Source organism: Euryhalocaulis sp. (assembly GCF_013911995.1).
Taxonomy (GTDB): domain Bacteria; phylum Pseudomonadota; class Alphaproteobacteria; order Caulobacterales; family Maricaulaceae; genus Euryhalocaulis; species Euryhalocaulis caribicus.
Genome location: NZ_JACESD010000005.1, coordinates 38,479 through 64,088, shown reverse-complemented (window position 1 = coordinate 64,088; position 25,610 = coordinate 38,479). Strand labels below are relative to the sequence as shown.

At 65.3% G+C, this 25,610-nt stretch carries 25 protein-coding genes; 9 read left to right on the top strand and 16 right to left on the bottom strand.

Translation table 11 applies throughout. The features are described from left to right. Positions 1–40: 40 nt before the first annotated feature. The 12 genes from tolB to H2040_RS02305 form a co-directional block, all read right to left on the bottom strand. On the bottom strand, positions 41–1,348 hold the full coding sequence (gene tolB, locus H2040_RS02360; protein ID WP_353844771.1) for a Tol-Pal system beta propeller repeat protein TolB: 1,308 nt from the start codon (positions 1,346–1,348) through the stop codon (positions 41–43). 47 nt (positions 1,349–1,395) lie between these two features. Then, positions 1,396–2,241 (bottom strand): cell envelope integrity protein TolA, encoded by an 846-nt coding sequence (gene tolA / locus H2040_RS02355; RefSeq protein ID WP_287154077.1) that lies wholly within the window; start codon positions 2,239–2,241, stop codon positions 1,396–1,398. A gap of 6 nt (positions 2,242–2,247) precedes the next feature. Beyond that, complete coding sequence (gene tolR / locus H2040_RS02350) at positions 2,248–2,694, bottom strand: protein TolR (RefSeq protein WP_022697034.1); 447 nt, start codon at positions 2,692–2,694, stop codon at positions 2,248–2,250. After that, positions 2,694–3,419 (bottom strand): protein TolQ, encoded by a 726-nt coding sequence (gene tolQ / locus H2040_RS02345; protein WP_287154075.1) that lies wholly within the window; start codon positions 3,417–3,419, stop codon positions 2,694–2,696. The genes tolR and tolQ overlap by 1 nt, the downstream gene beginning before the upstream one ends. A gap of 96 nt (positions 3,420–3,515) precedes the next feature. After that, positions 3,516–3,980, bottom strand: a complete 465-nt coding sequence (gene ybgC / locus H2040_RS02340; RefSeq protein WP_022697032.1) for a tol-pal system-associated acyl-CoA thioesterase — start codon at positions 3,978–3,980, stop codon at positions 3,516–3,518. 3 nt (positions 3,981–3,983) lie between these two features. Further along, positions 3,984–5,018, bottom strand: a complete 1,035-nt coding sequence (gene ruvB, locus H2040_RS02335; protein WP_287154072.1) for a Holliday junction branch migration DNA helicase RuvB — start codon at positions 5,016–5,018, stop codon at positions 3,984–3,986. After that, a complete protein-coding gene (gene ruvA, locus H2040_RS02330) occupies positions 5,015–5,644 on the bottom strand; it encodes a Holliday junction branch migration protein RuvA (RefSeq protein ID WP_287154070.1) in 630 nt (209 codons plus the stop codon). The genes ruvB and ruvA overlap by 4 nt, the downstream gene beginning before the upstream one ends. Then, complete coding sequence (ruvC, locus tag H2040_RS02325; RefSeq protein WP_022697029.1) at positions 5,641–6,144, bottom strand: crossover junction endodeoxyribonuclease RuvC; 504 nt, start codon at positions 6,142–6,144, stop codon at positions 5,641–5,643. Before ruvC ends, ruvA begins: the two co-directional genes overlap by 4 nt. Positions 6,145–6,289: 145 nt before the next feature. Continuing rightward, complete coding sequence (gene sciP, locus H2040_RS02320; protein WP_022697028.1) at positions 6,290–6,562, bottom strand: CtrA inhibitor SciP; 273 nt, start codon at positions 6,560–6,562, stop codon at positions 6,290–6,292. A gap of 162 nt (positions 6,563–6,724) precedes the next feature. Continuing rightward, on the bottom strand, positions 6,725–8,077 hold the full coding sequence (locus H2040_RS02315) for a flagellar hook protein FlgE (protein ID WP_022697027.1): 1,353 nt from the start codon (positions 8,075–8,077) through the stop codon (positions 6,725–6,727). A 113-nt stretch (positions 8,078–8,190) separates the two neighbouring features. Next, a complete protein-coding gene (locus H2040_RS02310; protein ID WP_287154065.1) occupies positions 8,191–8,877 on the bottom strand; it encodes a flagellar hook assembly protein FlgD in 687 nt (228 codons plus the stop codon). A 10-nt stretch (positions 8,878–8,887) separates the two neighbouring features. Then, a complete protein-coding gene (locus H2040_RS02305; RefSeq protein ID WP_287154063.1) occupies positions 8,888–10,783 on the bottom strand; it encodes a flagellar hook-length control protein FliK in 1,896 nt (631 codons plus the stop codon). 391 nt (positions 10,784–11,174) lie between these two features. Between H2040_RS02305 and flgK the strand changes: the two genes are divergently transcribed. The 3 genes from flgK (at position 11,175) to mnmA (ending at position 15,475) form a co-directional block, all read left to right on the top strand. Further along, positions 11,175–13,295 carry a flagellar hook-associated protein FlgK gene (flgK, locus tag H2040_RS02300; protein ID WP_287154061.1) on the top strand — a complete coding sequence of 707 codons (2,121 nt, stop codon included), beginning with the start codon at positions 11,175–11,177 and terminating at the stop codon, positions 13,293–13,295. Positions 13,296–13,308: 13 nt separating this feature from the next. Further along, positions 13,309–14,235 carry a flagellin gene (locus tag H2040_RS02295; protein ID WP_287154059.1) on the top strand — a complete coding sequence of 309 codons (927 nt, stop codon included), beginning with the start codon at positions 13,309–13,311 and terminating at the stop codon, positions 14,233–14,235. Between the two features lie 76 nt (positions 14,236–14,311). Continuing rightward, the gene (mnmA, locus tag H2040_RS02290) at positions 14,312–15,475 is read left to right on the top strand and encodes a tRNA 2-thiouridine(34) synthase MnmA (RefSeq protein WP_353844773.1); all 1,164 of its coding nucleotides are present in this window, start codon (positions 14,312–14,314) and stop codon (positions 15,473–15,475) included. Here the strand turns inward: mnmA and H2040_RS02285 are convergent. Then, on the bottom strand, positions 15,472–16,656 hold the full coding sequence (locus tag H2040_RS02285; protein ID WP_287154055.1) for an alpha-hydroxy acid oxidase: 1,185 nt from the start codon (positions 16,654–16,656) through the stop codon (positions 15,472–15,474). The genes mnmA and H2040_RS02285 overlap by 4 nt on opposite strands. A gap of 98 nt (positions 16,657–16,754) precedes the next feature. On the opposite strand from H2040_RS02285, the gene H2040_RS02280 reads away from it, so the two are divergent. Together H2040_RS02280 and H2040_RS02275 are read left to right on the top strand one after the other, a co-directional pair. After that, positions 16,755–17,942: a thiolase family protein gene (locus H2040_RS02280; RefSeq protein ID WP_287154053.1), complete on the top strand. Its 1,188-nt coding sequence runs from the start codon at positions 16,755–16,757 to the stop codon at positions 17,940–17,942. Positions 17,943–18,032: 90 nt separating this feature from the next. Beyond that, entirely contained in the window at positions 18,033–18,626 is a 594-nt protein-coding gene (locus H2040_RS02275) for a hypothetical protein (RefSeq protein WP_022697019.1), read from the top strand. Here H2040_RS02275 and queE read toward each other — a convergent pair. Further along, entirely contained in the window at positions 18,623–19,270 is a 648-nt protein-coding gene (gene queE, locus H2040_RS02270; RefSeq protein WP_353844770.1) for a 7-carboxy-7-deazaguanine synthase, read from the bottom strand. The genes H2040_RS02275 and queE overlap by 4 nt on opposite strands. Beyond that, the gene (gene queC / locus H2040_RS02265; RefSeq protein ID WP_287154048.1) at positions 19,252–19,956 is read right to left on the bottom strand and encodes a 7-cyano-7-deazaguanine synthase QueC; all 705 of its coding nucleotides are present in this window, start codon (positions 19,954–19,956) and stop codon (positions 19,252–19,254) included. Before queC ends, queE begins: the two co-directional genes overlap by 19 nt. 58 nt (positions 19,957–20,014) lie before the next feature. Here queC and cutA point away from each other — a divergent pair, with 58 nt between their 5' ends. The 4 genes from cutA to H2040_RS02245 all read left to right on the top strand — a co-directional run bounded on the left by cutA (position 20,015) and on the right by H2040_RS02245 (position 24,560). Further along, entirely contained in the window at positions 20,015–20,341 is a 327-nt protein-coding gene (gene cutA, locus H2040_RS02260; protein WP_287154046.1) for a divalent-cation tolerance protein CutA, read from the top strand. Between the two features lie 107 nt (positions 20,342–20,448). Next, positions 20,449–21,648: a sensor histidine kinase gene (locus H2040_RS02255; protein WP_287154044.1), complete on the top strand. Its 1,200-nt coding sequence runs from the start codon at positions 20,449–20,451 to the stop codon at positions 21,646–21,648. Between the two features lie 68 nt (positions 21,649–21,716). Beyond that, entirely contained in the window at positions 21,717–22,238 is a 522-nt protein-coding gene (locus H2040_RS02250) for an MgtC/SapB family protein (protein ID WP_287154042.1), read from the top strand. A gap of 18 nt (positions 22,239–22,256) precedes the next feature. Next, positions 22,257–24,560: a glycosyltransferase gene (locus H2040_RS02245; protein ID WP_287154039.1), complete on the top strand. Its 2,304-nt coding sequence runs from the start codon at positions 22,257–22,259 to the stop codon at positions 24,558–24,560. Here H2040_RS02245 and H2040_RS02240 read toward each other — a convergent pair. Beyond that, on the bottom strand, positions 24,538–25,584 hold the full coding sequence (locus H2040_RS02240; RefSeq protein ID WP_287154037.1) for a GDP-mannose 4,6-dehydratase: 1,047 nt from the start codon (positions 25,582–25,584) through the stop codon (positions 24,538–24,540). The genes H2040_RS02245 and H2040_RS02240 overlap by 23 nt on opposite strands. Positions 25,585–25,610: the final 26 nt, after the last annotated feature.

Here is a 25,610-nt window from a genome sequence, read left to right as displayed (position 1 = left end):
AGTTCCAACGATTTCTATAAATTCCCTTTTCAGGCGAGTGTCAGTCCAGCAGCGGCGACCACGCCGGATCGGAGGCCGAGCCGGGCGTATTCACCCGGCGCAGGTTCTGACCGGTCAGATCAATGCTCCAGATGGAGGGTTCGCCGCCCCGCTCTTCACGCCAGAACATGATCACCCGGCCATTGGGCGCCCAGGTGGGGCCTTCGGCGCGGAACCCGTCGGCCAGCAGGCGTTCGCCTGACCCGTCGGAACGCATGACGCCAATGGCGAACCGGCCGCCCGTAATCTTGGTGAAGGCGATCAGGTCGCCGCGCGGAGACCAGACCGGGGTGGCGTAGCGCCCCTCGCCGAAACTGATCCGCTCCACGCCCGAACCGTCGGCGTTCATGATGTAGAGCTGCTGCGAACCGCCGCGGTCGGATTCAAACACCACGCGGTCGCCTTCCGGAGAGAAGGTGGGAGAGGTGTCGATGGACTGGCCGAAGGTGAGGCGCGTCATCTGGCGCGAGCGCAAATCCATCACATAGATGTCGGTATTGCCGGCCTCCTCCAGCGACATGACCACTTTCGATCCGTCGGGAGAGAAGCGCGGGGCGAACGTCATATTGCCGATATTGCCCAGCGTCTCGTGGCGGCCGGTTTCGATATCGAACAGATGGATCTGCGGCTTGCCGGTGCGGTAGCTCATATAGGTGATCATCTGGTTCGACGGCGAGAAACGCGGCGTCAGCACCGTATAATCGCCGCTGGTCAGGAACTGCATATTGGCGCCGTCCTGATCCATGATCGCCAGGCGTTTCACGCGATTCACCTTGTCGCCGCTTTCGGAGACAAAGACGATGCGGGTGTCGAAATACCCCTCTTCGCCGGTCAGGCGCTTATAGATCTGGTCGGAGACCTTGTGCGCGATCCGCCGCCACAGATCGGGCGTGGCGGTGAAGGACAGGGCCAGGATTTCCTCCTCGCCATAGACGTCCCACAGGCGGAAGGCGACGCGCATGCGCGACTCTGACTGAAGCTCCACTTCGCCGGTCAGCAGGGCCTGGGCGTTGATCAGCCGCCAGTCCTGAAAGCGCGGGCGCACATTGAAGTCCTGGATGTCCTCGACGAAGGCCTCCTGAGAGATCGGCTCGAACAGGCCGGACCGCTCCAGATTATTGGTGACCACGCCGGCGATATCGGCGCCCAGATCGGCGGCCTCCGGCGTATCGCCCATGAACGGGTCGACCGCGACGGGCAGCGGATTCAGGTGGCCCTTGTTGATGTCCACTTCGATCTGGGCGTGCGCGGGCGCAACCACCAGAAGGACCGGGAGGAGGACAAGCATCAGAAAGCGTTGCATGGACATCTCTCTCATCGTTTCGCCGCCAGACGGGCGGGCAATGTGTAGCGCAGTCAGTTCGACGCGTCGAAGTTCATCGTGATCTCGCGCCAGGCGGAATATTTGTCAGCAGGAAGGAAAGAATATGGCGCGCACTGTTGCACCGCGCGCACAGCCCGCTCCCCCGCCAGCCGCAGATACGGATCGCCTGACAGGCGAATCCGGTTGGCGTTCAGAAGCTGCGGCTGGGAGGCCAGCGTGCCGTCCCGGTTGAGCTGAACCCGCACGGAGACCGCCAGTTCTTCCGGATTGGGCGCGTCCAGCGGCGCGCGCCAGCATTCCAGCATGCGGCGGCGCAGGGCGTCATATTCGGAAATCGTCATGTCGGTGCCGAGCCCGGCGGCAGGGCGCGCCTCCTCGGCGCGTTCGGGCGGGGTGTCGCCGGAATCCTCGCGCCGGTCGGGGGGGCGCTGCTCCTCCTTGGCCTTGTCGACCAGCGAGGCGATGCGGTCCAGATTGAACTCTTCCTTTTCCGGTTCGGGCTCGGGTTCGGGCTCAGGCTCCGGTTCAGGTTCTTCCTCAACCGGCTCCTCGTCCGGGGCGTCGATGACTTCCGGCTCGGCCTCGGGCTCTTCCTCGACCGGCTCGGGTTCGGGGGCCGGAGCTTCCTCGACCTGTTCGGCGGGCGGCTCCTCGTCCGGGGTTTCCTCGACGGCCGGCTCCGGTTCTTCCACCGGTTCGGGCTCCTCGTCCTCCACCGCGGCGCGGATATTGGTCTCCTCGCCGATTGTCACCAGCTCGATCGGGACCACCGGCACGGGGGAATCGTCCACCGTCTTTGCGGCATAGGGCAGCGCGATCAGCCCGCCGGTGATCAGCACGGCGTGCCCGATAATGGATAAGGGCAGTCCGGCGCGCATCGGTCCTTATTCGTTTTCGGTGGTTTCGGTCGGGTCTGTGACCATGCCGATATTGGTGAAGCCCGCCGAATTCAGCCGCGCCATGACGCGCATGACCTTGCCGTATTCCACGGCGTTGTCGCCGCGCACGAAGATGCGCTCCTGATAGCCGGCCTCCGACATGGCGGAGAGACGCGGCACCAGTTCCTCCATCGGGATTTCGGTCTCCTGAAGGAAGATCGTTCCGTCCGGCTGGATGGTGATGGTCAGGGGTTCTGAATCCGCCGACAGGGCCTTGGCCTCTGTCTTTGGCAGGTCCACCGGCACGCCGACCGTCAGCAGCGGCGCGGTGATCATGAACACGATCAGCAGCACCAGCATGACGTCGACCAGCGGCGTGACGTTGATTTCGGCCCGGGGGCGAAAACGTCCGCCGCCGCGCCCGCGCGGTTGATGCGTGACTCCGGCTCCCATCAGCGCCGCCCGTGGATGCGGCGGGACAGGATCGCCGACAGCTCGTCCGCATAGCCTTCAAGACGCACGGCGTATCTGGAGATGTCGGTGGAGAACTTGTTGTAGAAAATCACCGCCGGGATGGCCGCGACCAGGCCCAGCGCGGTGGCGAACAACGCCTCCGCGATGCCGGGCGCAACGACGGCGAGATTGGTGTCGCGCGAGGCGGCGATGGCGCGGAAAGAGTTCATGATGCCCCAGACCGTGCCCAGCAGGCCGACAAACACCGACACCGAGCCGATGGAGGCCAGCGCGCCGAGACCGCTTTCGAGATTGGAAATCTCCCGCTGCACGGCGACGTTCATCACGCGGTCGATGCGTTCCCGCAGGCTCAGCATCTGGCCTTCGGAGGTGGAGTCCTTCGATTCCCGCCATTCGGACATGGCCGCGGCGAAGACCCGGCTCATCGGGTCGCGCGGCTTGGCGGCGAAGGTGTTGTCCAGATCGTCCAGAGAGCGGCCGGCCCAGAAATCATCCTCGAACCGGCGCGCCTTGCGGCGCAGGCCCATCAACTGGAACTGCTTGTCCAGAATAATAGCCCAGGACCAGATCGAGGCGAGCGCCAGCCCGATCATCACGGCCTTGACGATAATATCGGCCCTGAAAAACAGGCCGATGAACGAATAGTCGGCTTCGCCGGGGCCGAGCGCGGCGGGTCCGGCGGCGGCCAGCATCAGAATGTCCATCTAGGCGGGTCTCCCCATGGTTAATTCTCTCGCGAGTCGCGGGTTATTCTTGGGCCGCCGCGCGCCCGGTCAAGTTCAGCTTCGTTTCGCGGCTGATTATGACGATTTCAGGACGGATCGGGCGTGGCGGATTATCTGTTCGCTTACTGTTGCAGGAAGGCGACGCGGACGTCCTGCAAAATCGATGCAAGCCGCCTCCACGCTCCCTTCCATCAGCATGGCCTCTTTCCGCAGGATACGCTGCTCCATCTTCAGTCTCGCCCCGCGCGCATCGACCAGCCGTGTTTCCACAATCAGGGCGTCGTCGATCCGCGCCGGGGCATGGAATTTCAGGTTCGCTTCCCGGATGGCAAAGCCCAGAGGCGGATCAAGTTCCGCCAGCGCCGCATGCGCCACGCCTGCGCAGCGCAGGAAATCGGTGCGGCCGCGCTCCATGAATTTCAGATAATTGGCGTAATAGACAACGCCGGTGAAATCGGTGTCCTCGTAATAGACCCGCACAGGCAGGCGGTGCAGGCCGTCTTCGATCCGGCCCTGAGCCGGCTGCTCTTTTCCGCTCATTGTCTATTTCTCGCCGAACAGGCCGGCCTGCGGGCCGCTGGCCGGCGGGGTCAGGCCCATATGTTCATAGGCGCGGGGGCAGGCGACGCGGCCGCGCGGGGTGCGCATGACAAAGCCTTCGCGCACCAGAAACGGCTCGATCACTTCCTCTATGGCGTCGCGCGCTTCCGCCAGCGCCGCGGCCATGGTCTCCACGCCGACGGGGCCGCCGCCGAACATCTCCGCCAGGGCTTTCAAGTAGCGGCGGTCCTGCCGGTCCAGCCCGATAGCGTCCACGCCCAGCCGTTTCAGCGCCTTGTCCGCTTCGGCGCGGTCGATCATCTCCGCGCCGTCGCTTTCGGCGAAGTCGCGCACGCGGCGCAGCAGGCGCCCGGCGACGCGCGGCGTGCCGCGGGCGCGGCGGGCGATTTCCAGCGCGCCTTCCTCGCTGAGCGGCGCGCCCAGCTTGCGCCCCTGCCGGGCGACGATATGGGCCAGCTCCTCGACTTCATAAAAATCCAGCCGCACGGGCACGCCGAACCGGTCGCGCAGGGGCGTGGCCAGAAGCCCGGCGCGGGTGGTGGCGCCGATGAGGGTGAAGGGGGCCAGGCCGACTTTCACCGAGCGGGCGGACGGCCCCTCCCCGATAATCAGGTCCAGCTCGAAATCCTCCATCGCCGGATAGAGGACTTCCTCGACCGCCGGGTTGAGGCGGTGAATCTCGTCGATGAACAGGACGTCGCGCGGCTCCAGATTGGTCAACAGCGCGGCGAGGTCCCCCGCCTTGGCGAGGATCGGACCGGAAGTGGAGCGGAAATTCACCCCCAGCTCCCGCGCCGTGATCTGCGCCAGCGTGGTCTTGCCAAGGCCTGGCGGGCCGGAGAGCAGGACATGGTCCAGCGCCTCGCCGCGATTGGCGGCGGCGCGCACGAACACTTTCAGATTGCCGACCGGATCGCGCTGGCCGACGAATTCATCGAACGTTTCAGGGCGCAGCGCCTTGTCGCGGCCGTCATCGTCCTGACGCTCGCCGGATATGAGGCGGTCTTCCTCGCTCACCGGGCCAGCTCTTTAAGCGCGGCTTTCAGGACGGCGTCGAGTTCGGGGTCATCGCCGGCGTCCGCCAGCGCCTCGGCCACGGCGCGCTGGGCGTCGGTGCGGTCATAGCCGAGATTGGTGAGCGCCGAGACGGCGTCCAGCCGCACGCCAGAAGCCGCGGCGGCGGGCGAATTGGGCGCCGCGCCTGGCCCAGAGGGCGCGGGCGCGGCGGCAAGGCCCCGCCCGGAAGGCGGCGCCTTGTCCTTGAGTTCGGATACCACGCGGGCGGCCAGCTTCTTGCCGACGCCATGGGCGCGGGACACCGCGCCGGCGTCTTCCAGCGCGGCGGCGTTCATCAGGTCGTCCGGGGTCAGGACGTCGAGGATCGCGGCGGCAACCTTGGATCCAACGCCCGGCACTTCCTTCAGGCGGGAAAACCAGGCGCGTTCGCCCTCGCTGGCGAAGGCCCAGAGCTTGAAGGCGTCCTCTCGCACCTCGGTCTCGATATGCAGCTCCGCCGCCGCGCCGATCTGGAGATTGCGGAGCGTCCGCGCCCCGGCGAACACCAGATAGCCGACGCCGTGGACATCCAGGATCGCCTCGCCCTCGCCGATCGTGTCGACGACGCCTTTCAGCTTGCCGATCACGAGGCGGCCGCCAGACGGTCGCGCGTCAGTCCGGTGTGCGCATGGCAGATCGCAACGGCCAGCGCATCGGCCGCGTCCGCCGTCGCGCGGCAGCCGGGCAACAGGACGGAGACCATGGAGGCCACCTGGCTTTTCTCCGCGCCGCCCGTGCCGACGACCGATTTCTTGATTTCCCGCGCGGCGTATTCGGCCACCGGCAGACCGGCGCGGGCCGGCGCCAGCAGCGCCATGGCGCGGGCCTGCCCCAGCTTCAGGGCGGACGATGCGTTCTTGGCCATGAAAGCTTCCTCGACGGCGGCGTGATGGGGCGCGTGTTCGGCGATCAGCGCATCCAGCGCGTCAAACAGCACACAGAGCCGGTCGGACATGGCCGCATCGGTCGGCGGCGCGATGACGCCATGGGCGACATGGGTCAGCCGCGCGCCCTCGACCGTGACGACGCCCCAGCCGCACCGGCGCAGGCCGGGGTCCACCCCCAGAATGCGAATCGCTCCCCGCATGCGGCCATCATAAACGAGAACGTAAAGGAAACGTCGATAGGCGCGGCGGAGATTTCAGCGCGGACGCGCAGCGCGGGTCAGGTCAAAATGAAAGAGGCCGCTTTCGCGGCCCCGTTTCTTCGCCTGACATGTAAAAGCGTAATGCCTAGTGATTGCGGTATTTCTGGACGCGCGTGGTGCGCAGGCCCGCGAGGCCGTGATCGTCCAGGCTGCGCTGCCAGGCGAGGAATTCCTCGACCGTCAGGCGGTAGCGGGTGCAGGCGTCCTCCAGGCTGAGGAGGCCGCCACGGACCGCGGCGACGACTTCCGCCTTGCGGCGGGCGACCCACCGGCGGGTTTCCGGCTTGGGAAGATCAGCCAGGGTCAGCGGGCTGCCATCGGGTCCCATAACGTAATTTTCTGTTCGGCGCGGATTCATGGTCGGTCAGCCAATTCCCTTGTTTGTTATGACGTCTGTCTTACCCCAAGCGTCCTAACAATCGGCTAAAGCAATCATCGACCATCGAGTCGATTTGTTAGCTTAATCATATGGTTAACGCCGGCTGAATCGGCTCAGCCGGCGTCTTCCATGCCCCCTCAATTACCGCTTCATCCGGATCAGCTCGTCGAGCATCTCGTCGGCGGTTGTGATGATTTTCGAGCTGGCCGAATAAGCCCGCTGAGTCTTGATAAGATTGGCGAATTCGGTCGCCAGATCGACGTTCGACGCCTCCAGAGTCGCCGAAGAGATTATTCCGGCGCCGCCGGTCTTGGGTACCTTCAGGGAGAAGTCGCCGGAGTCGCCGGAGATGCGGTAAGCGCCGCCGACTTCGGAGATCAGCCCGTTAGGATTCGGGAAGGTCGCCAGCGGCAACTGATAAACTTTTCGCACCACGCCGTCGCCGAAGGACGCCACGACGAAGCCTTCGTCATCGATGGAGATGGACGGATTATCGTTGAAGGCCGAGCCGTCAATGGCGGTGGAAACCAGCACGGACGGGCTGTCGAACTGGGTCAGGCCGCCGGTTTCGCCTGGACCGCCGAGATTCAGCGCCACGGTCTGGGGCGATTCCACGCCGGTGGAGGCCGCCCAGGGAATGTCCAGAGACGCCGGAAGCGTGGTTCCCCCCGCATCGATCTGGCCGTTGGCGTCGAACGTCACGATACCGGTCGCGATCTGGCCGTCGACCAGCGGCGGCGCGCCATTCACGTCGCCCGGCGGATCGGAATAGACCTCGACATGCCATTCGTTCGGATTGGCGCTGGATTTCAGGAAGGCGAGATTCAGCGTGCGCGAACCGCCCTGGGAGTCGTAAACGGTGATGGTGCGCGTGAAGTCCGGATCCACGGCGCCGGAGGCCATGTTGTTGGCCGTGGCGGTGGCGTCATAGGTGGCTTCCGCGGCGCTGATCTCTGTCGAGGCGCGCAGATTGGCGTTGATCTTGACGTTGCTGGTGGCCTCCGCGACGCCGGAGATGGAGCCGATGTCCACCGGCTCGAGCGCGGTCAGGTCGGACGGGTTCGCCGTGACGCTGCCGTCCGGATTCACCGGCCAGCCTTGCAGATAATAGCCCGAGGAATTCACCAGCAGGCCGCTTTCATCGACATTGAAGGAGCCGGCGCGGGTGAACAGGTAGTCCGAAGCCTGCCCGGTGGAGGCGGTCGGGCTGACCACGAAGAAGCCGGCGCCGGAAATGGCGAGGTCGGAGCTGTTGCCCGTGGCGGTCAGCTGGCCCTGCGTGTTCACCAGCTGGCGCGTCGTGGATTTGACGCCGCCCGCGGAATAGGAGCTGGAAGCCGAGGAATCGGCCTGGAACAGAGAGTCAAACAGGGTGTCGGTCCGCTTGTAGCCGACGGAGTTCACGTTCGCGATATTGTCCGAAATCGCGGCTAGGGCGCTGGAGTTTGCGGCCAGGCCGGTCGTTCCGGCGAGAAGCGCAGAGTTGATGGACATTGGAGAGTGCTCCCTTTGTTTGTGTCCTTATGTGAGGGAGCGCGTTTTGCGCTTTGTTTTCATTTCGCTCCCGTTTCCGGCGTTCTTGCCGATGGGGAGCGCCGGCCGTTTATTCAGGCGGCCGGGTCTTCAGTGGCGGGGGCTTGCGTCTCCCGCAAATCCTTGACCGATCCGAGCGCGACGCGAAGGTCGCCGATCAGGAGGGCCGGCTCGGCCCCCGTGAAATCGGCGCCGGTGACGCGGCCCGTAACGGTGGTTCTGGCGGTGATCTTGTCGCCGTCCTCGTTCAGGGCGGTGACCTTCATCGTGTAGACGCCGTCTTCCAGCGGGTCCCCGTTATTGTCGGTTCCGTCCCAGACAAATTCGTGATCGCCGGATTCCAGCGCGCCTTCAGTCTCGAAGACCACGCGCCCCTTCTCGTCGGTCACGACCAGCTTATTTTCGGCCGCGTCCTGCGGCAGGTTGTAAGACCATTTCGCCTGGCCATCGATCAGCGGGGCCTGGTTGGAAAACACCGTCGCCTCGCGGCCCAGATAGCTGGCGGTGGAGCCGAAAGCGGCCGCGTATTGCAGGCCGATCATCGTCTCCAGGCTTTCATTCTGCTTGATCTGCTGCTCGACGCCGGAGAACTGGACCAGCTGGGTCATGAACTCGGTCGATTCCAGCGGATTGAGCGGGTCCTGATTCTTCATCTGCTCGGTCAGCAGGGTCAGGAAAGTCTCGAAATTATTGGCCAGAGACGCGGAGGCGTTGGTGGCGCCCGCCGCCTGTCCCTGTGATGCGATGCCGCCGATATCCATGGGGGCCTCCTTAGATCCTGACGCTCATGCCGCCGCGGGCGGCAAGGCGGAAGCCAAAGGCGTCCACGCTGCGCTCGGCGGGGGTTTCAGTCCGGGATGCGGCCTCGGCAGCGCCTTCAGCCGAGGCGATGGCCGGGGCGTTCGATCCGCCGCCCTGCCGCTGCGATCCGAATTGCCCGCCGGCATTATCCTGACGCAGGCCGAACTGCAGGCTGTCCTGCTGCAAATCCAGACCGGAATCGGCCAGGGCGCGCTCCAGCGCGCGGGCGGCCTGTTTCAGATCGGTGAGCGTTTCGGGGCGCTCGGCCAGCAGAATGGCATGGGCTTTCTTGTCGGCGCCGATTTCCAGCCGCACCTCGACCTTGCCCAGCTCCGGCGGATCCATGCGGATCTCGAAGCGGCGGGAGCCATTATTGGCCTGCCGCGCAATATCCTTGGCCATGCGCGCCACGGCCGCCGCATCGACATGCGGACCCGGGCGGGTCTGAGCCTGTTGCGTGGCGGCGCTGCGATCGGCGCGGGCGCCATCGGCGGCGCGATTCATCGTGTCCATCGCCCAATCGCCTTCGGGGTCGGCCATCTGACCGCCATCACCCAGCTTTTCACCCATCGCGGCGGCCGCGACGGCGGTTTCCATGACAGGGGCCACGGCGCCGGGAGTCGTTGCAGATGGCGCGGAAGCCGCTGCCGTCTGGGGCGCGCCTGTTTCCGCGCCACGATTGGCGCCGGCGGACTGACCGCCCGCGCGTTGCGCGTTCGCAGCGGCGTGGGCGGCGGCCAGCTGGGCGCCCGGCGTGGCGGAAGCCGCGCCCGTCGCGCTCTGGCGAATGGAAAGATTGAGCTTGCCGGCATCGGCGTCACCGGCCGCCGCGGCCGCCGCCTGGGCCAGGGTCCTTGCCGACTCTCCGTTCGACTGCGGGGCGGATTGCGCCACGGTCTGAGCGGTTGCGGATTTCCCCGCCCCGGCCGCCGATTGTGCATTGGCGGCGGACGGGTCAGCCTTGACAGAAACGGCGTCCGGCGCGGTCCGGCCCGCGCGGCTGCCAAAGCGGGATTCTATATTGCGCGCAAACTGTGCGGCGGCGCCTTCAGTCAGGGCACCCGGGACTGGCAGGGCCGCACGATCTGTCGGGTTGCCGATCACCGCGCCGGTTTTGGGGTCCGTGACCGGGACCACGCCGGGCTGTTCATCCGGAACGGGCAGCAGGGAGGGCGTGGTGTCGCCCGTCGCGGGCGGCTTCACGGTGATATCGCCGCCAGTCGGGGAGCCGCCATTATAATTGGGCTGCGCGCCGTCGGGCGAGATCGTGACATTGGCGAACAGGGCGCGGCGCGCGGCGGCTTCCGCCTGATGCGCTTCACGCGCGGCCATATTGTTCATCAGTTTGTGGGCGAAGCTGTTCAGGCGCATGGGGTCGCCCGCCGTGCCGCGGAAATCGCCCATTTCGGTATTGCCGCGCACGAATGTCTTCGACCAGCGCAGCCCCATCAGCGTGTTCAGGGTTTCCTGGTGCCCGGCCTGGGCCGCGGCGCGCTCGGCCAGCTCTTCATCGGACAGAAGCTGATAGCCCGGCGCCGAGGCAGCGGCGGCCTCGGGATTGGTGGCGACCGCCGCGGCGGCGTCTTCAGTTTCAGCGCCGGTGGTTTCAGCGCCGCCGCCAGACGAACCGGCCTTGCCGCTTTCGGAAGACGCGCCCGCGCCCGTGGAAGCGGCGGCTTTGAGGGTGCGCGCCAGGCCGCCATTATAACTGGTTTTGCCCGCACCCGCCTCGCCAGTCGCCGCGGATCCCGCATTGGACAGCATGGAGGAGAACAGGCTGGCGTTCTTTCCGCCAGTCTTGCCTGTGGAGGCGGAGCCCCCCGGCGCGCCGGCAAAAACCAGATTCAGGAGATTGGCTGCGTCCATTTTGCGTATTTCCGCGTCTACCCTGTCCTGAGCGCACCCCGCGCCCGGTCCCTGCCTGACATCAGCAAGGAGCAAGCCAGTTTTCAAAAACACATAACTTATTGTTTTAAATGCCTATTTTTTGATTCACGTTTTTAAACCCGCCATTCTTGCCGGGTCGATTCTACCCCCCTGAGGGAAGAGTTTTCCGCCCCCGCCATTGCGGCACGCCGCTTGAAACAGAGTCCGCCAGAGCACTGCGCGGGACGACGTCGCGCGGCAAAAGAAACGCGAAGAAACGCAAGAATGACAATGAGTTACGGGAAATCAGGCGCGCTCTCCGCTCTCAAGCGGACGGGCGGTTCTTGCCGGGCTCCACGGAAGTTCTTGCCGGGAAGGCGGGTTTGACGCGATGAGCATCAATGGAGTTCTTGGAAACGCCCTGACCGGTCTGCTGACAAGCCAGACCGCGATGCGCAACACCTCCAATAATATCGCCAATGTAAACACGCCCGGCTATGCGCGCGTCGATACGCAGTTTTCCGCGCGGTCCTATGCCGGCATCGGGGCCGGAGTGGAAATCGGCACGATCCGCCGCGTGGTCAGCGAATTTCTGGACGGCTCCGCCCTGCGCACAACTTCGGGGGCGAGCGAGGCGGAAACGCGCGCAGACCTGCTGGACCGCGTGCAGGCCCAGTTCGGTTCGCCGGATGATTCCGGCTCCATCTTCGCGCGGCTGCAATCCACCTTCACCAAGATCGGCGCGGCCGCGCTGGATCCCGCCAGCATCGCCGGACGCCAGTCCGCCATCAGCCAGGCCGAGCAGCTGTTCGATGAATTCTCCCGCCTGTCGGCCGAGATCCGGACGGTGCGCGCGGAAACCGACGCGCGGATCGGGGATTCCATCGGCAAGGTCAATTCCCTGCTGACCGAGATTCACGACATCAATGCCCAGATTTCCCGCTTGCACGCCTCGGGCGGCGATGTGACGGGTCTGGAGAACCGCCAGTCACAACTGATCGACGAGTTGTCGAAATATGTCGATGTGCGCACCCAGGCCGGATCGTCCGGCGGGGTGATCGTACGCACGGGCGACGGGGTGGAGCTGGTCGGCCAGACGCTGAAGACGTTTGAATATAACGCCTCCGGCCAGGGCGGGCTGAACGCCGCCTATTCCGCCATTACGCTGCGCAGCGAAAACGGCACGGCCATCAATATCGAACCGCACATCCAGTCCGGCGAATTGCGCGGCCTTCTGGACGTGCGCGATCACGAACTTCCGGAACTGGCCGCCGAGCTGTCGGAGCTGGCGGCGGGCAGCGCGGACGCATTGAACGAGGCGCATAACAACGCCACCGCCGTTCCCGCGCCCGCCAGCCTGACGGGCCGCAATACCGGCCTTATGGCGGGCGATGCGCTGAACTTTTCCGGGGCGACGACCGTGGCCATCACCAATGCGGACGGCACGCTGGCCCGGCGCGTGGATATCGATTTCGACGCCGGAACCCTGTCGGTCGATGGCGGCGGCGCCACGCCCATCGGCGGCGGCACGGTGGGCGATCTGGTCACCGCGCTGAACACCGCGCTGGGCGGCAGCGGGTCGGCCAGCTTCACGAACGGATCGCTGCAGATTTCCGCAGCCGGAGGCGGCGGCGTCTCCATGCTGCAGGACGAGGCCAATCCCAGCGATCGCGGCGGCCGCGGCTTCTCTCATTTCTTCGGGCTGAACGACATGATCGTGTCGGAGCGCCCGGCCTTCTTTGAAACCGGTCTCAGCGACGCCGACGCGCACGGATTCACGCCGGGGGAGACCCTGACATTCCGGGTGACCGGCGCGAACGGAACGGTGCGCGACATCGACGTGACGGTGGGCGGGACCAGCTTCGCGGACCTGCGCAACGCGATCAATGACGCGACATCGGGCATCGGCAATTACGGCTCTATCCAGTTCGACGCAGACGGGCAGTTGTCGATCAGCGAGAGCGGCGGCAATTCCATCCAGCTTGTCGGCGACACGACCAGCCGGGGCGGGACAGGCCTGTCCTTCTCCCAGATGTTCGGCCTGAGCCGGGAGGCGGCGGCCGGACGTGCGGAGGCGTTCTCCGTCGCCGACCGCATCGCGAACAATCCCGAGCAGCTTTCCCTTGCGCAGCTGGACCTTGCCAGCGGCGCGGTGGGCGACACGGTGCTGTTCGCGGGCGACAATCGCGGCGGGCTGGCCCTGCAGAGCATGCTGACCTCGTCCCGCGCCTTTGACGCCGCGGGCGGGCTGAATTCCGCGCAAACCAGTCTTGAGCAGTTCGCAAGCCGCGTGGCCGGGGATATCGGCCTGCGCGCCGCCCGCGCCGATTCCGACAGGGCGAGCGCGCTGGCGCTGGCCGAACAGGCCGAAGCGAAACGGGCTGAGATTTCCGGCGTCAATATGGACGAGGAACTGGCCAACATGACCATCTACCAACAGTCCTATAACGCCTCGGCGCGCCTCATCCAGGCGGCCAAGGAAATGACCGACACCCTCCTGAACATGGTCTAGGGGATTTGAAGCCATGACGCGTATCGCAACATCTCAACTGAACCAGTCGGCGCTGGCCGACCTCATGCGCGCGCAACAGCAAAGCTTCGACGCGCTGCAACAGGTCAATAGCGGCAAGAAGGCGCAGGATCTCAAAGGGTTTGGCGCCGACGCGCCGGCGCTGCTTTCGGCGCGCGGGCTGCAATCGCGCACCGAAGGCTATCTGGATAATCTGAAAGTGCTGCAGAACCAGACCTCGGCGCAAAACCTGGCGCTGGAAAACGTCTATGATTCCGCGACCGGCCTGCGGGAGGTCGTCACCAACGCCATGTCCGTGGATGACGCCGATGTCCTTATGCAGGAGGTGGAGCGCGTCTTCCTGGACGCGGTGAACGCCATCAATGTGAAACAGGGCGGGCAATATCTGTTCGGCGGCGTGAAGACCGACACGCCCCCGGTCAATATCAACTCACTGGCCGATCTGGCCGCCGCGGCCAGCGTCGACGACATTTTCGACAATGCGGACCGGGCGCGGGTCACGCGGCTGGACGATGACCGGATTGTGGAGGCCGCCCCGGTCGCCGACGAGGCGGCGCGGGAGCTTTTCGCCAGCTTCAAGCGGATCGCCGAATTCGACGCCGGGCCAAACGGTCCCTTCGGGGCCGACCTGACTGACGCCCAGCGGACCTTCCTGACAACCGAGCTGCAGAACATTTCCGGAGCGACGGACGATGTCAGCGCCGCGGTTTCCAAGAACGGCCTGTTGCAGTCACAGGTCGACGACGCCTTCGCGCAGCAGACGGCGAAATCCGATTATCTGAAAGGTCTGGTCAGCGATCTTGAGGAAGTGGACATGGCGGAAGCCATCAGCCGGCTGCAGCAATCCCAGCTGGCCGTGGAGGCCTCGGCGCGGGTCTTCTCATCGCTCTCCCGCACCTCGTTGCTGGATTTTCTGCGCTAGATCGCCTACCTGACGCGCTTGAAAAACAAGCTTTGTCGCGGGCCTTGACCCCGCGGGAGAGGATGAGATGAGCGTAATGACCGCCCCTGCGCCCGAAATGCGCGCCGGGCTGAACTCCCTTGGATTCGCAAAACCGCCTTCGGAAACCCGCGTTGTCGCCGCCATGTCGGGCGGCGTGGATTCGTCCGTTGTCGCCGCCATGCTGGCCAAAGAGGGCTATGACGTTATCGGCGTCACGCTTCAGCTTTACGATCATGGCGCGGCGCTGAAGAAAAAGGGCGCGTGCTGCGCCGGTCAGGACATCCATGACGCGCGCCGCGTGGCCGAGGCCTGCGGCATACCCCATTACGTTCTGGACTATGAAAACCGGTTCCGCGACTCCGTGATGGAGGACTTTGCCGACACCTATCTGGCCGGCGCCACGCCCATTCCCTGCGTGCGCTGTAACCAGAAGGTGAAGTTCAAGGACCTCCTCGAAACCGCCAAGGATCTGGGCGCGGACTGCATGGCCACCGGCCATTACGTGCAGCGCGTCATGGGCGAGGCGGGCGCCGAACTGCATCGCGGCGCCGATGACTCGCGCGACCAGTCCTATTTCCTGTTCACCACCACGGCTGAACAGCTGGATTACCTACGCTTTCCGCTGGGCGGTCTGGAAAAGGACGAGGTGCGCAAGCTGGCCGCCGAGTTCAGCCTGCGCGTGGCGTCAAAGCCCGACAGCCAGGATATCTGCTTCGTGCCGCAGGGGCGCTATACCGACGTGGTCGAGAAGCTGCGCCCCGGCGCGGCCGATCCGGGCGACATCGTGCATGTCGACGGCCGGGTTCTGGGCCGCCATGACGGGGTGGTCCACTACACGGTGGGTCAGCGGCGGGGCCTTGGCGTCTCCACGGGCGAGCCGCTGTTCGTGATCCGGCTGGACCCGGAAAACAGCCGCGTCATCGTCGGCCCGCGCGAGGAACTGGGCGTGTCGCGAATTGCGCTGAAAGAGGTCAACTGGCTGGGCGACGAGGCGCTGGATTCGGACGCTCTGGACGGCAAGCCGGTGCTGGTGCGCGTGCGCTCCACCCGGCCGCCGCTGCCCGCCCGCCTCTCCACAAAAGGCGAAGCGCCGCTATCGGTCATCATGGATGATCCCGAGGAGGGCGTGGCGCCGGGACAGGCGGCGGTGTTTTACGACGCCGCACGGCCGATGCGCGTCCTCGGCGGCGCCTGGATCACAGGCACGGAAAACAGCTAGAGGCGTTGAACATCGCCGGGCGAAAGTCCGGCGATGTTCTGCTTGCCCATCAACGCCAATGTCCGTGTAACTTCTTCCCTGAGGCGTGTCAGAGCGCGGGTCGCGCCCGCCTCCCCCGCTGCGGCAAGGCCGTAGAGATAGGGACGGCCCACGGAACAGGCCTTCGCGCCCAGCGCCAGCGCGATGACCGCATGCTTGCCGCGCCGGATTCCGCCATCGCAGATCACGTCCAGCCGTCCGTCTGCGGCCTCCACGGCGGCGGCGATGCCGTCCACCGGCGCCGGAGCGCTGTCCAGCTGGCGGCCGCCATGATTGGAGATCATCACCGCATCGGCGCCCAACTCTGCCGCACGCGCCACGTCCGCCGCACTCTGCAATCCCTTGATCACGAACGGGCCATCCCAGCGTTCGCGCAGCCATTCAGCGTCCTTCCAGGTCAGCGTGCTGTCGAACTGGGTATGGATATATTGCAGCAGAGACATCGTCTTGCCCGACAGCCCGCCGCCGCCATGCGAGACATTCTCCAACTCGAACCCGCCAAAGCCCGTGGTCAGCGCCCAGTGCGGATGAGCGGCGAAAGACAGCGCAGATTTCAGGGAGAAACGCGGCGGGATGGTCATGCCGGTCTTCAGGTCCCGCTCCCGATTGCCCTGCACGGGCGTATCCACGGTCAGGCAAAGCGCGTCGTATCCTGAAGCCTTCGCGCGCTCCACGAACTCCGCCGTCAGGCCGCGATCCCTGAAAATATAGACCTGAAACATTTTCGGCCCCGGCGTCGCCGCCGCGATGTCTTCCATGCTGGTGGTGGCGAGCGTGGAGACGGAATAGAGCGTGCCTGTGGCGTCCGCCGCCCGGGCCGCGGCCCGTTCGCCTTCGTGATGAAACAGCCGGGTCATTGCGGTGGGCGCAAGGAAGACCGGCCAGTCCAGCTTGCGTCCGAACAATTCGATCCCGGTATCCACCGCCGAGATGTCGTTCAACTGGCTGGGCGTGATCTCGTAATCGTCGAACGCGGCCGTGTTGCGTTTCAACGTCCACTCATCGTCCGCCCCGCCATCGATATAGTTGAACATCGGCGCAGGCAGGCGGCGGCGGGCGGCTTCACGGAAATCGGCGGTGTTATAGAGGCGGTCCAGCTTCATGGGGCGATCATAGGGGATGGGCCGCACGTGGAAAGCCATGCGGCCGGGTCATCTTCTGCCGGGATTGTTGCGGTGCGTCAGAGCCGGGTCCATATAGCGGGAAAGAGAATTTCAGACCTTGAATTGAGGAGCCCGCCATGTCCCAAGAATCCGATCCGATCGTCATTGTCGGCTATGCCCGCACCCCCATGGGCGGCCTGCTGGGCGAGCTTTCGGCCATGAACGCCAATGAGCTGGGCGCCGTCGCCGTGGAAGCGGCGCTGAAAGACGCCGGCGTCTCCGGCGATGACGTGACCTCCATCTATATGGGCAACGTGCTGTCCGCCGGTCAGGGCCAGGCCCCGGCCCGCCAGGCCGGCATCAAGGGCGGTCTGCCCAAGGGCGTCGAGGCGACCACGCTGAACAAGATGTGCGGTTCGGGCATGCAGGCCGCGATCATGGGCCGCAATGCGCTGCTGGCCGGCGAAGGCGAGATCATCGTGGTTGGCGGCATGGAATCCATGACCAACGCCCCGCACCTGATGAATCTGCGCAAGGGCCACAAATACGGTTCCGCCGAGCTGCCGGACCACATGGCGCTGGACGGCCTGACCGACGCCTATGACGGCAAGCCGATGGGCTATCACGCCGACGAAGCCGCCAAGAAATACCAGTTCACGCGCGAGGCGCAGGACGCCTACGCCATCGAGACGCTCAGCCGCGCCCAGCGCGCGACCACCGAAGGCGACTTCAAGCGCGAGATCAGCCCGGTCACCATCGCCGACCGCAAGGGCGAGATCGTGGTAACCGAGGACGAGCTGCCCAAGCGCGCCCGCCCGGACAAGATTCCGTCACTGAAACCGGCCTTCCAGCCGGAAGGCACGATCACTGCGGCCAATGCCAGCGCCATTTCCGACGGCGCGGCGGCCATGGTGCTGATGCGCGCCTCCACGGCCAAAGACAAGGGCCTCAAGCCCATCGCCAAGATTGTCGCCACCGCCGCCCACGCGCACGAGCCGGAATGGTTCACGACCGCGCCGGTCCCGGCGATGGAAAGCGTGCTGAAAAAATCAGGCTGGAAGAAAGACGATGTCGATCTTTGGGAAATCAACGAGGCGTTCGCCGTGGTCCCGATGATCGCGATGAAGGAAATGGGCCTTTCCCACGACAAGGTGAACGTCAATGGCGGCGCCTGCGCGCTGGGCCATCCCATCGGCGCGTCCGGGGCGCGCATCATGGCCACGCTTCTGGCGGCGCTGGAAAACCGCAATGCAAAGCGCGGCGTCGCCTCGCTTTGCATTGGCGGCGGCGAAGCCACGGCGGTGGCTCTTGAAATGCTCGACTAAGCTCCTGATTTATACATGTGTCTTACCCTTGGCGGCGGATTGGGCTACAATCAGCCGCGGGGGGGCGAACACCAATTCGGGAGCCTCAATATGCGTAACCAAATCGCAATTGCCGCCTCTTCGATCCTGGCGCTGGCTGCGACGCCCGCCATGGCGGGAGGCGACTGGGAAAACACTCTGAACGCACAGATTCAGGGTCCGCTGACCATCGGCACGGTTTCACTGACCGCGGAGATGGAAGAAACCGCCCAGAATGTCGGACCTGACGATGTTCAGGACCTTCTGGCCGATCTGCGCAGTGACGCCGAGCAGTCGCTCGGCAAGGCCGGGCTTCTTGGCTCCGGCCCCTCCGCGGTGACGGTGAACCTGTATCTGGCCGATGCGGAGCCGAACCGTCCGACCCACTGGCAGCTGTCCGGCAAGGGCGTCTTCGGCGACTCCGACGACCCGCGCGCGCGTGTCTCGCAGTCAAACTCGCTCAGCCTTCAGAGCATTGCGCTCGGCGGCGTGGAAGTCACCGCCGAGTTCGTCGACCAGACCGGCGCGAGCCTTGGAACCGTGACCTATGATTACGAGGAAAACACCCTCGAGGACGTCAAGGGTTACGCCACCTGGACAACGGCCAATCGCGGCATCGAGCGCTTCGCGCGCAAGCTGCCGGGCAAGCTGACGCCGACCTCTTAAGGGACTTCGATCCATTTGTGCGTCTGAAGGCTCAGACGCCATTTCGGATGGTCCAGACAATAGCGATAGGCCGCGGCGGCGTTCTCTTGCCGCTGCGGCCCATCCATTGGCTGTAGCGAAAAGCGGCCAAACTCCAGCGATTCAAACGCAGACGGCTCAAGCCCGTCTTGCGGAAAGACCAGTTTCAGCTCGTCTCCGTGAAGCTGTTTCAGGGGCGCCCCGGCTTTCGGGCTGATGCATAGCCAGTCGATGCCGTCCGGCGCCTGCAGCGTGCCGTTGCTCTCCACCGCAATTTCGAACCCTTCATCGTGCAGCGCCGCCACCAGAGGGGCGTCCAGCTGAAGAATCGGCTCGCCCCCTGTACAAACGACCAGCGGATCGCCGCCCGCCGGCCAGAAGGATTTGACGTGGCGCGCCAGCGCCCCCGGCCCTTCAAACTGGCCGCCGCCGGGACCGTCCACGCCGACAAATTCGGTATCGCAGAACTGGCAGATGGCTTTCTCGCGGTCCTGCTCCCGCCCGGTCCACAGATTGCAGCCCGCAAAGCGCAGGAAAACGGCCGGGCGGCCCGCCTGCGCGCCTTCGCCCTGCACTGTCAGGAACGTCTCTTTGACCGAATAGATTTTCACGCCGCGCTCCGCCATTCGCGCCAGCCCTTTTCGCGCAGATCGCAGGCCGGGCAATCGCCGCAGCCCGCGCCCCAGTCATGGGGGGTGCGGTCGCCGCGGTAACAGGTATGGGTTTCCGTCACGATCAGACCGGTCAGCGCCGCCCCGCCCAGTTCGTCGGCCAGCGCCCAGGTCTGAGCCTTGGTCAGATCCATCAGCGGCGTCCTGATCGGCACTAGCCGGCCCATGCCGCGCTCCAGCGCGGTTTCCATGGCGTCCATCGTGTCGCGGCGGCAATCGGGATAGCCGGAATAATCCGTCTGGCACATGCCCCCGACCAGATCGTCTATATCGCGCACCGCCGCGCGCGCCGCCGCCGATGTCAGGAAGGCCAGATTACGGCCCGGGACAAAGGTGGAGGGCAACTGGCCCTCGGGCGCGGCAATCTCCTGATCGGCCGTCAGCGCGCTTTCGGCCAGCCGGCCGAACCCGGTCAGGTCGGCGACCAGATCCTCGCCCATCTTCGCGCCCCATTGCGGAAACCGGGAGGGAAATTCCCGAAGGACATTCGCGCGGCATTCCATTTCCACCGCATGGCGCTGGCCGTAATCAAAGCCGATGGTTTCCACCCTGTCATAGCGCGCGAGCGCCCAAGCGAGACAGACCGTGGAGTCCTGCCCCCCGGAAAACAACACCAGCGCGGATTGAAATTGTGCGGTCATCTATGCCCTAAATCGGTATTCTTTCGCCGCCTGTATAGCCCCCGACGGGAGTATTCGCATGAGCGAGCACCGCCTGATTTACAGCACCTGGCCCGACGCCGAAGCCGCGGAGGCCGCCGCGCGGACCGTAATCGCGGAGAAGCTGGCCGGGTGCGCCAATATCCTGCCCGGCGCCGTGTCGGTCTTTCAATGGGAGGGCAAGACCATGCGCGACCCCGAATGCATCATGCTGTTCAAGACCACGGCGGGAAGCGCGGAAACCCTGATCCGCCGGCTGGCCGGCCTTCACCCGTATGACGTTCCGGCGCTCAGCGCGATCCCGCTGGACGAGGCCGCCTCCCACGCGCCCTATCTGGCCTGGCTGGACGAAAGCTGCGGGGCGTGAAGCTTTCGTGAAATCTGCCGCGCCGGCGGCCCTCATTAAGATGCGTGAAACACCGTTCCCACAGAAGAACGCGGTAGATTTTCCTGCGCCTTTACCGGGTCCTTTGAATGGAACGCACTGTTGAATCCCTGATCGTTGACGCGCCCGCACTCCCGCCGGAAACCACCGGGGACGCGGCCTATGAGATATTCTCAAGCGACGAAAACCTGTTTGTTTGCGCCGTTGTCGATCAGGGCCGGCCCGTCGGCCTGCTGAACCGCGACCGCTTCTATCAGCAGATGGCCGACCGTTTCGGCCGGGCGCTGTATTCCCAGCGCCCTGTAACCTTCCTGATGCAGGACGATCCGCTGATCGTGCCGCATGACACGCCGGTCGCGCGGCTGAACACGCATATTCTGGAATCCCGGCCGGCCGCGCTTCTGGACGGCTTCATCATCGCGGACGGGGATGGCAGGTTTCTGGGCGCGGGCACGACATTCGCCCTGTTTTCCGCCGCCGTGGAAGAGACTGAAAGCCGCTCCGCCATGCTGGAACGGATGACGGTGGATCTGGAAACCGCCAGGCAGGAGGCGCTGGAGCACGCGCGCGTCAAAGGCGAATTCCTGGCCACGATGAGCCATGAAATCCGCACGCCGCTCAACGGCGTTCTGGGCCTGTCCAACGTGCTCATCCGGGCCGGGCTTAATCCCGACCAGGAAAAGCTTGCCCGGACCATTCACGAATCCGGCGAGACGCTCTTGTCCCTGCTGAACGATATTCTCGACATGTCGAAAATGGACGCGGGACAGGCCGAGCTCAATCGCGAGCATTTCGAAATCGAGTCGCTGGCCGAGCATACGCGGACCTTCTGGGATGCGCGGGCGCGCGAGGCCGGGTTGAGCTACGCCGTCGAATGCAAGTGCGAGATCAGCCGCATTGATGCCGACCAGGGCCGCATACGGCAGATCATCTCCAATCTCGTCGGCAACGCCCTGAAATTCACGCCTGAAGGCGGGGTGACCGTTCGCATCCTTTCCGAAGACAGCTCCGCGCCGGGGTGCGGACGGCTGCGCGTGGAGGTCGCCGATACCGGCATCGGCGTTCCCGCCGCCGCGCGGGAGCGTATTTTCGAAGCGTTCTCACAGGCCGAATCCTCACATACGCGCCGGTTTGGCGGCACCGGTCTGGGCCTGACCATCTGTAAGCGGCTGGTCGACATGATGGGCGGGGAGATCGGCTTCCGGAATCGCGATAGCGGCGGCTCGACGTTCTGGTTCGACCTTCCAGTGGAAACCCCCGCGGGGGATCAGCGGCACGAGGCGGCGTAAACTTCGTTTCACGGCCAGCCCGGTCTGCGTCTAGAATTGGCGCGCCGCCGTCCGAAACGGGATTTGTCATGCCTGAATTTCTGATGCTGACCCAGACGCCCCTTTGGGAGGCGGCGCTGCGTCTGGTTCTGGCCGCCCTTCTGGCTTTCTCCGTCGGCTTTGAGCGCTATGTGAAGGACAAGCCGCTGGACGTGCGCCCTTTCATGATGGTGTCCGTGGGCGCTTGCCTGGCGGTGATCGCCACGATGGAACTGGCGGCCACGGTCAATACCGAGCTGCCGGTCTCCGTCGATCCGGCCAAGGTCTTCAACGGCATTATCACCGGAATCGGCTTCCTGGGCGCCGGCGCGATGTTCCGCGCCGACGGCGCGGTGAACGGGGCGGCGACGGCGGCCAGCGTCTGGGTCATGGGCGCGGTCGGGATCTGCTGCGGCATGGGGCTTTACGGCCTTGCCCTACTGGGCGCGCTCTCGGCGCTGGGCGTGCTGCTCCTGCTGGGGCCGCTGGCCGCGCAGACAAAGGATGGCATGGACGAGGTCGAGGACTCAGTGGCCCGGCAGCGCAACAACCATCACGATGAAGAGTCCTGATTTGTCTGCACTCGCCCCATGAGCCGCCCCGCGTCTGAAACCCCGCCTGTCGAAGACATTCACTGGGCCTGCGCCGCCGTGCTCGGCGCGCCGCTGGCGCCGCCGCGGTTGGCCGCGCGGCTGTCCGGCGCCGCGCCCGATGAAATCCTGAAGGCGCTGGCCGCCGAGCGCGTATTCAAGCGCCGCGTTTATGACGCTATTCAGGACAACGCCACCCTTCCCCATGACGCCCTGCCCGCAATTACGCTGGGCCGCGCCCGGTCATGGCTGACGGACGAAACGGCGCGCCCGGCGAGCGGGGCGGAAACCCTGCTTGCGGCGCTGGAGCGGGATGGCTTCCGCGACGGTCTTGAAGCGGCGGGGCTGGACGGTGAATCCCTGGCGGAGGGACTGCAGCGAAGGCTGGCGCATCCGGATTCGGAAATTCGCGGCGCGCTGGAAGTCGGGATCGCCGGCGAGTGCAGGGGCTGGGCGCTGCGCCCCGGCGGCGGAACGATTGCGCTGGACATCCTGATTGATGACGAAACGCTGGCGCGCACGGAAACCGGAATCTGGCGGCCCGATATCGCCGCCGCGCCGGAGGGCGGCGGCGCCTGCGGTTTTCATGTGTTTTTCGATATTCCGGCCCGGCTGCTTCAGCAGGAACGATTGAGTTTGCGGGTCGTGGAAACCGGAACCGGCCGCCAGATCGGACCGGTTCATCATCTGACCGGCGCGGGCGGGCTGACGCCGGAGCGCATGGCCGGCGGCGCGGCGCGCATAGCGCCGCCGCTTCACGCCGCCCTGCTGCGCGGCCTGCCACTGACTGGCCCGCCTGACAGGACGGAAGCGAGCCGCGTCAGCATCATCCCCTGCGGCCCGGACGATTCCCTGGAAGCCGCATTGGAAAACGAAAGCGAAGCGGAAGTTCTGCCTCCGGGCGCGCGGTTGGCGGACGCCCGGAACGAGACCGTGATCCTGCAGGCGCCGGGCGTGAGATGGCGGCCGGGGGCGCTGCAATGGCTGTCCCGGGCGGTGCAGGCGAGCGGCCGCGCCGTGTTCTGCGACGGGCAGACCACCGACAAGACTGGAGAAGCGTCTCCCCTCTGGAAGCCGGGTTTCGATTATGACCTGCTCCTCCAGGGCGCTCTTCCCGGCGCGGCCATCGCGCTGGCGCGGCGTGACGCCCGGACAATCGCGGAGGAAGCCCCGGCGCCAGATGCGCGAATGATGGAGACCTGCCTCCGGCTCTGGGAGATGCGCGGGGATGCGGCGTTCCTGCATCTTCCCCTCATTCTGAGTCTTGCGCCTCAAAGCGCAGAGCAGCCGCCGCCGGACGCCCGTCAGGCCGTTAAGGCCCATCTGGCGCGGCGCGGCCTGTTGGCGGAATCCACGCCTGCGCTGGACGCTTTTACCGGCGCGGCCCTGCCCGGCCGGCTGGCCGTTCACTGGCGCCGCCGGGAACCCGAACCGATCCGCGTCATCATTCCCACGCGCGACAAGGCGGACGATCTGAAAACCTGTATCGACAGCCTTCGCGGAACGGCGGCGCAGCCCGAGGCGCTGTATATCACCGTGATCGACAATGGCAGCGCGGAGGACGCCACCGCCGCCTATCTGGCCACGCTGGAAGGATATGACCGGGTTAGGGTCCTGCGCGATCCGCGTCCTTTCAACTGGGCGGCGCTGAACAATGCGGGCGCAGCGGACGCCGCCGAGCCGATTCTGGTCTTCGCCAATAATGATATCGAAAGCCTGACGCCCGCCTGGGACGCCATTGTGCGGGGGCAGATGCAAAGACCGGAGATCGGGGTTCTGGGGGCGCGCCTGCTTTATCCCGACAACCGGCTACAGCACGCCGGGATTATCCGCGGACCCGGCGGAGGCACGGTTCACGATTGCGAGGGCGATCCGGTGAACCTCGCCGCGCCGCGCAGCGACCTCGCCCGGCTGGATCATGCCTGCCTTGGCGTCACCGGCGCATTCCTGTGTTGCCGGGCGCAGGATTTCAGGACGCTGGACGGATTCGATGAAGGGTTCGCGGTCGCGTACAACGATCTGGATTTCTGCCTGCGCATGAAACAACGGGGGCTGAAATCGCTCTATGCGCCGGCGCTGACGCTGCGCCATGCAGGATCGGGCACGCGCGGACCGGACGCCGCCAGCCCGGAGGCGCTGTTGCGCGGCGCCGATGAGTTTTCACGGTTCCAGTCCCGCCACGGCGAAGCCGCCATGACCGATCCGCTCGCCAATCCCAATTTCACGGGCCTGCCGCCGCGAACGCTCGTCTCGCCAATTTCGGAAACGGATGCGGACCAGCTTATCCGGCGGCCACGCGCGTAAAATTCTGCGCCGAGAGCCGGTCGCAATCCTCGGCCACCATGGTCTCGATCAGCAATTCGAAACTGGTCTTGGCGCGCCAGCCCAGAACCTCGTACGCCTTCGTAGGATCGCCGCAGAGGCTCAGGGAATCCAGCGGGCGGTATAGCGCCGGGTCGACGCGGACCAGGGTCTTCCCCGTTTTCCGGTCAATGCCGATCTCGGTCTCGTCCTCGCCTTCCCAGACGATGTCGAAGCCCAGCAGGGAGCCCGCCAGGGAACAAAGCTGGCGCACGGTGTGCGTGCGGCCCGTGGCAATGACGAAATCATCGCCCTGCGGCTGCTGCAGAATACGCCACATGGCGTCGGCGTAATCGCCGGCGTATCCCCAGTCGCGCCGGGCGTCCAGATTGCCGAGCGTGAATGCGCCGCAAGCGCCATAGGCAACCTGAACCAGGCTGTGCACGACCTTCCGCGTCACGAACTGGACCGGCCGCAACGGCGATTCATGATTGAACATGATGCCCGACGAACAGTGCAGATCGAACGATTCCCGGTAATTGACGGTCGTCCAGTGCGCCGAGGCCTTGGAGACCGCATAGGGACTCAATGGATGCAGCGCCGTGTCCTCGCGCTGCGGCGTCATGCGGGCGTTTCCGAACATTTCCGATGACGAGGCCTGGAAGAACCGGGTTTCCGGCGCGAAAGCGCGTATGTCTTCCAGGAATCGATTGACCGCGATGGCGTTCACATGGGCGTAGGCCACCGGATGGTTCCAGGACTCCGCGACCGAACTCAGCGCCGCCAGATTATAGATTTCGTCAGGCCGGTATTGCGTAAGCGCGGTGCGTATCTGGTCCGGATCGGTGATGTCCAAGCGGATTTTATCGATGTCGAGATCGATGCCCAGCGTTCTCAGGCTGGCGCAGTGAAAATCCGAAACATGCTGGTCCGCGCCAATTACCCGGTAGCCCTTCTCCAGAAGAAGACGGGAGAGATAGGCGCCGTCCTGGCCCATCACGCCGGTAATCAAGGCGATCGGCTTCATTCGATTATCACTGCTGCCATGGGAAA